A 4,599-nucleotide genomic window follows, 5' to 3' on the forward strand; every position below is an offset into this window, starting at 1 on the left:
TTTGGTTTTTTGTTGGTGGGGGTGGGGGGGGGGGCCGGGTGGCCGGGGGGGGGGTGGTGGGGCTGGCTGGCCGCCGGCCGCCCCTACATGCGGCGCCCCCCACGTCAGGGGGTCGGACCTCAGGCCACGATGCCCGAGTCGGCGATGGTGATCTTCGCCGAGGTACGGCCGCTCTGCGAACCGTAGGACTCGATCTTCGTCACGAGGTCGAGGTTCTCGACGACCTCGCCGAAGACGACGTGCTTGCCGTCCAGCCAGTCGGTCACGATGGTGGTGATGAAGAACTGCGAGCCGTTGGTGTTGCGGCCCGCGTTCGCCATCGAGAGCTGGCCCGGCTTGGTGTGCTTGAGGGTGAAGTTCTCGTCCGCGAACTTCTCGCCGTAGATGCTCTTGCCGCCGGTGCCGTCACCGCGGGTGAAGTCACCGCCCTGCAGCATGAAGCCCGGGATGACGCGGTGGAACGAGGAGCCCTTGAAGCCGAAGCCGTGCTCGCCCGTGGCCAGCTCGCGGAAGTTCTTGGCGGTCTTCGGGACGATGTCGTCGAAGAGCTTGAAGACGATGCGCCCGGCCGGCTCGTCGTTGATGGTGATGTCGAAGTAAACGTTGGAACCCATGCAGGGATCATGGCATGCCGCCCCCGGGGACGCGCGACGGCCCCGTAAATCGTCCGGTCGCCGGGCGTGCCGCGGCTCCGGACCGGCCTCGACAGGGGCCGGCGGCGGGTGGCAGGGCGACCGGGGTGGTCCCGGTGGCGGTGGCGGTCCCCGGCGGCCCGCTCGCGCGGGGAGTCCGGCCAGGTCCCGGGCCCGCACCCCGCCGGGCGGTCCCCTAGCATCGCCCTCAGGTCAACCGACAAGGGGGGAACGGGACATGAGCGTGACGACGGAGACGGGGCGGATCGGCGTCTATCTGGCGCACCCGCGACCGGGCAGCTTCAACCACGCGCTGTTCGACGCCGTGGTGGACGAACTGCGCGGACGCGGCCACGAGGTGCTCGCGCACGATCTCTGCGCGGAGGGGTTCGAACCCGCGCTGGCCGCCGGGGAGACCGGGACGGTCGACGCCGCGGCGGAGCCGGCCGATCCGCGACTGGCCCTGCACCGGGCGGAGGTGGCCACCCTGGACGCGCTCGTCCTGATCCACCCCAACTGGTGGGGCATGCCGCCGGCCGTCCTGACCGGGTGGGTGCAGCGGGTGCTCGTGCCCGGCGTGGCGTACAAGCTCGGCACGGCGGACGGCGAGCCGGCCGGGCTGCTCCGCGCCGGGCGGGCCCTGGTGCTGAACACCTCCGACACCCCGGAGGAGCGCGAGCGGGCCGAGTTCGGCGATCCGCTGGAGCGGATCTGGGCCGCCTGCGTGCTGCCCTACGTCGGCGTGACGGACGTGCGGCGGACCGTCTTCCGCACGGTGACGGACTCGGCCGACGCCGTCCGCGCGCAGTGGCTGCGCCAGGCGCGGCAGGAGGCGGCGGCGCTGATCGGCTGAGTCGGGTCGGAGCCCCGACACGGGCCGGAGTGGACGGCGGTGGTCGCCGCGACCGACCGGGCCGCCGTACCGGGGTGGCGGCGCGGCCGTCCGTGCTAGAACCGGCGGCGGCAGCGGGCGCGCACGCGCCCGGCGCCACCGTGCGATCCCATGTCACCGACCGCTTCCCCGGGAGACCCATGTCCGCCGCACGCACCGCACGCACCGGCCGCACCGGCCCGATCCGCCTGCTCCTGGCCGCCTTCGCGGCCCTGGCGCTCCTGCTCACCGGGGCCGCCACCGCGACCACCGCCGCCGCGGCCACCACCGGACTCGACGGGGCCTGGGCGTGCGACGTCCCGGCCGGGTACGTCTACGACCAGGTGGCCATGAACCGGACGTGCAGCTCCGGCAGCTGGAACGCACCGCAGTTCCACCTGCGGACGCCCGTCGACGGACTGACCGCCTGCAAGAGCTCTCCCGGGTTCGTCTACGACGCCATCACCTGGGGCAGCGCCTGCAGCCAGCAGCCCGGCGTGACCTCCAACGCGTACCACCTGCGGACGCCGGTGGACGGCCTCACCGCCTGTATGGGCACCCCGGCGTTCACCTACGACCGGATCACCTACACGAGCGCGTGCAGCCTCCAGCCCGGCGTCCAGGCCACCACCTTCCACCTGCGCAAGCCGGTCAACGGCCTCTGGGCGTGCACCGTCCCGTCCGGGTTCACGTACAGCCAGAGCACCCAGAACACGGACTGCAGCTACACCCAGGGTGTCCCGTCCACCAAGTACCTGCTGCTGGGCTGAGGCCCCGCGCACCGCCGGAGCAGGAAGTCGGCCGGGCCGACTTCCTGCTCCGCACTCCTAACGGGGACGCCTCGGACGGCCCGTCTCCGGCCCCCGCCCCCGGCTCGGCGGGCACCGGCGGGCCTGACTTCCGCCCGCCGGCCTCAGGCGCCCGAGGGCTCGGCGCCGGAGAGGTCGAGCTCCGCCACCTCCTGGTCGCCGCTGAGCTCGCCGGTGGGGCGGAACCCGAGGCGCCGGTAGAACGCGGCCGGGCCGTGGTCGCCGGGCACGTAGGTGACCGTCACCCGGTCGCCGCCGCGGCGGCGGATCTCGGCGCAGACCTGCTGGACCGCGAAGCGGCCGTAGCCCCGGCCCTGCTCGTCGGCGGCGATGTTGAGGCGCCAGAGGCCGGAGCGGAGCCGGTCTCCGGGCCGGTCGGGCTGGAAGGCGATGTCGAAGAACGCCATCACGAACCCGACCGCGCGGTCGCCGTCGAAGAGCACCCGGGGCCAGGCGGTGTCGCCGTGCGCGTACGCCTCGGCCAGGGACTTGGCGACCGGCGAGACCAGCTGCTCCTGGTCCGGGCGCACCTTCAGTTCGAGCGCGGCGTCGATGGTGGCGGGGGTGACCTTCTCCAGTCGGAGGGTCGACGATGACGTAGACATGGCGGCCACCCTAGGTCGGGCCCGGCGAACCGTCTCCCGGGTTTCGCCGGGCCCGCCCCGGACTGCCCGGAGCCGGGCCCCCGGGGCCCCCGCCGAACCTCACGGCGCCGGGGTGAAGACCAGCGTCGCGTTGTGGCCCCCGAACCCGAAGGAGTTGGTGAGCGCGGCGGTCAGCGCGCCCCGGCGCGGGGCACCGGTGACCACGTCCAGCTTCACGGCCGGGTCGACGGTGTCGAGGTTCCGGGTGGCCGGGACCACGCCGTCGCGCAGGGCGAGGACGGCGGCGAGGGCGCCGATCGCCCCGGCCGCGCCGAACAGGTGGCCGGTCATCGACTTGGTCGCCGTGACGACCGGGTGGAGCCCGATCGCCTCGGCCACCGACTCGGCCTCGACCAGATCGCCCAGCGGGGTCGAGGTGGCGTGGGCGTGCACGTGCGCGATGTCGGCCGACGCCAGGCCCGCCTCGGCCACCGCCCGGCGCATCGCCCGGACCTGGCCCTCGGCCGCGGCCGCGGTGATGTGGAACGCGTCCGAGGTGACCGCCGCGCCGGCGAGCGTGGCGTGCGCCCGGGCCGAGCGGGCGGCGGCGAACCCGGCCCGCTCCAGGACGACCACCACCGACCCCTCACCGATCACGAAGCCGTCCCGGCCCGCGTCGAACGGCCGGGAGGCCAGTTCGGGCTCGTCGTTGCGGGTGGAGTGGGCCTTGGCCTGGGCGAACCCGGCCAGCGTGAGCGGGCAGACACAGGCCTCGGCGCCACCCGCGACCACCACGTCCGCCCGGCCGAGCCGGATGAGGTCCAGGCCCATCGCGATCGCCTCGGCGCCGGACGCGCAGGCGCTCACCGGTGTGTGCGCGCCGGCCCGCGCGCCCAGTTCGATGCTGACCCAGGCCGCCGGGCCGTTCGCCATCAGCATCGGCACCGTGTGCGGGGAGACCTTGCGGACCCCGGAGGCCTCCAGCACGTCGTCCTGCCCGAGCATGGTGAGCGCCCCGCCGGTACCGGTGCCGATCACCACGGCCAGCCGCTCCGGATCCACCTCGGGCGTGCCCGCGTCGGCCCAGGCCTGCCGGGCGGCGATCAGCGCCACCTGCTCGCAGCGGTCCATCCGCCGGGCCTGCACCCGGTCCAGCACCTCGGACGGCTCGACCGCCAGCCGCCCGGCTATCCGCACCGGCAGCCCGGCCGCCCACTCGTCCTCGATCGCCCGGATGCCCGACCGCCCGGCCAGCATCCCGGCCCAGGTCGAGGCGACGTCCCCGCCGAGCGGCGTCGTCGCGCCGAGCCCGGTGACCACCACGCGGTCGTCGTCAGCACTCATCGACCGAACCCCCTGCCTGTTGTGGAGATTGTGAGAGAGCCACAACTCCCCGCGCCGGTGAGCACGGGGAGTCGCGGACTCATCTGCCACTGTGCCAGGGCATTGATGGTCATTCAGATGTGCAACGCAACCGATTCGACCACGAGCTCTTTGTAGGGTTTATCCATGATCTCAGGTCATGAGCGCAGGGGTCACGAGCTCAGGGGTCACCAGCTCGGGGCGCACGAACTCGGAGGCCATGTGCCCAGGTCGCCGGCTCCGGTCACGGCAGGTTGCGGGCCATGACGATCCGCTGGACCTGGTTGGTGCCCTCGTAGATCTGCGTGATCTTCGCGTCCCGCATCATCCGCTCCACCGGG

6 protein-coding genes are annotated in these 4,599 nt (G+C 73.6%); 2 read left to right on the forward strand and 4 right to left on the reverse strand.

What is annotated here, in order from left to right; translation table 11 throughout:
* Window positions 1–119: 119 nt before the first annotated feature.
* The gene (locus ACZ34W_RS38340; protein ID WP_329487941.1) at window positions 120–614 is read right to left on the reverse strand and encodes a peptidylprolyl isomerase; all 495 of its coding nucleotides are present in this window, start codon (window positions 612–614) and stop codon (window positions 120–122) included.
* Window positions 615–870: 256 nt separating this feature from the next.
* Here ACZ34W_RS38340 and ACZ34W_RS38345 point away from each other — a divergent pair, with 256 nt between their 5' ends.
* Window positions 871–1,485 carry an NAD(P)H-dependent oxidoreductase gene (locus ACZ34W_RS38345; RefSeq protein WP_329487942.1) on the forward strand — a complete coding sequence of 205 codons (615 nt, stop codon included), beginning with the start codon at window positions 871–873 and terminating at the stop codon, window positions 1,483–1,485.
* A gap of 179 nt (window positions 1,486–1,664) precedes the next feature.
* On the forward strand, window positions 1,665–2,273 hold the full coding sequence (locus ACZ34W_RS38350; RefSeq protein ID WP_329487943.1) for a hypothetical protein: 609 nt from the start codon (window positions 1,665–1,667) through the stop codon (window positions 2,271–2,273).
* A 143-nt stretch (window positions 2,274–2,416) separates the two neighbouring features.
* On the opposite strand, the gene ACZ34W_RS38355 is transcribed toward ACZ34W_RS38350, so the two are convergent.
* From ACZ34W_RS38355 to ACZ34W_RS38365, 3 genes are all read right to left on the reverse strand, one after another.
* Window positions 2,417–2,917, reverse strand: coding sequence for a GNAT family N-acetyltransferase (locus ACZ34W_RS38355; RefSeq protein ID WP_465611094.1), 501 nt, complete (start codon window positions 2,915–2,917; stop codon window positions 2,417–2,419).
* A gap of 99 nt (window positions 2,918–3,016) precedes the next feature.
* A complete protein-coding gene (locus ACZ34W_RS38360) occupies window positions 3,017–4,240 on the reverse strand; it encodes a beta-ketoacyl-[acyl-carrier-protein] synthase family protein (RefSeq protein ID WP_465611096.1) in 1,224 nt (407 codons plus the stop codon).
* Window positions 4,241–4,502: 262 nt separating this feature from the next.
* Window positions 4,503–4,599: acyl-CoA dehydrogenase family protein (locus ACZ34W_RS38365; protein ID WP_157849844.1), on the reverse strand; the 97-nt coding region annotated here is incomplete at its 5' end.

Source organism: Kitasatospora sp. NPDC022856 (assembly GCF_055561235.1).

Excerpts from the sequence above, each read along its gene's own strand:
- ACZ34W_RS38340 (WP_329487941.1), bottom strand. The coding sequence starts at position 614 with ATGGGTTCCAACGTTTACTTCGACATCACCATCAACGACGAGCCGGCC.
- ACZ34W_RS38345 (WP_329487942.1), top strand. The coding sequence starts at position 871 with ATGAGCGTGACGACGGAGACGGGGCGGATCGGCGTCTATCTGGCGCAC.
- ACZ34W_RS38350 (WP_329487943.1), top strand. The coding sequence starts at position 1,665 with ATGTCCGCCGCACGCACCGCACGCACCGGCCGCACCGGCCCGATCCGC.
- ACZ34W_RS38355 (WP_465611094.1), bottom strand. The coding sequence starts at position 2,917 with ATGTCTACGTCATCGTCGACCCTCCGACTGGAGAAGGTCACCCCCGCC.
- ACZ34W_RS38360 (WP_465611096.1), bottom strand. The coding sequence starts at position 4,240 with ATGAGTGCTGACGACGACCGCGTGGTGGTCACCGGGCTCGGCGCGACG.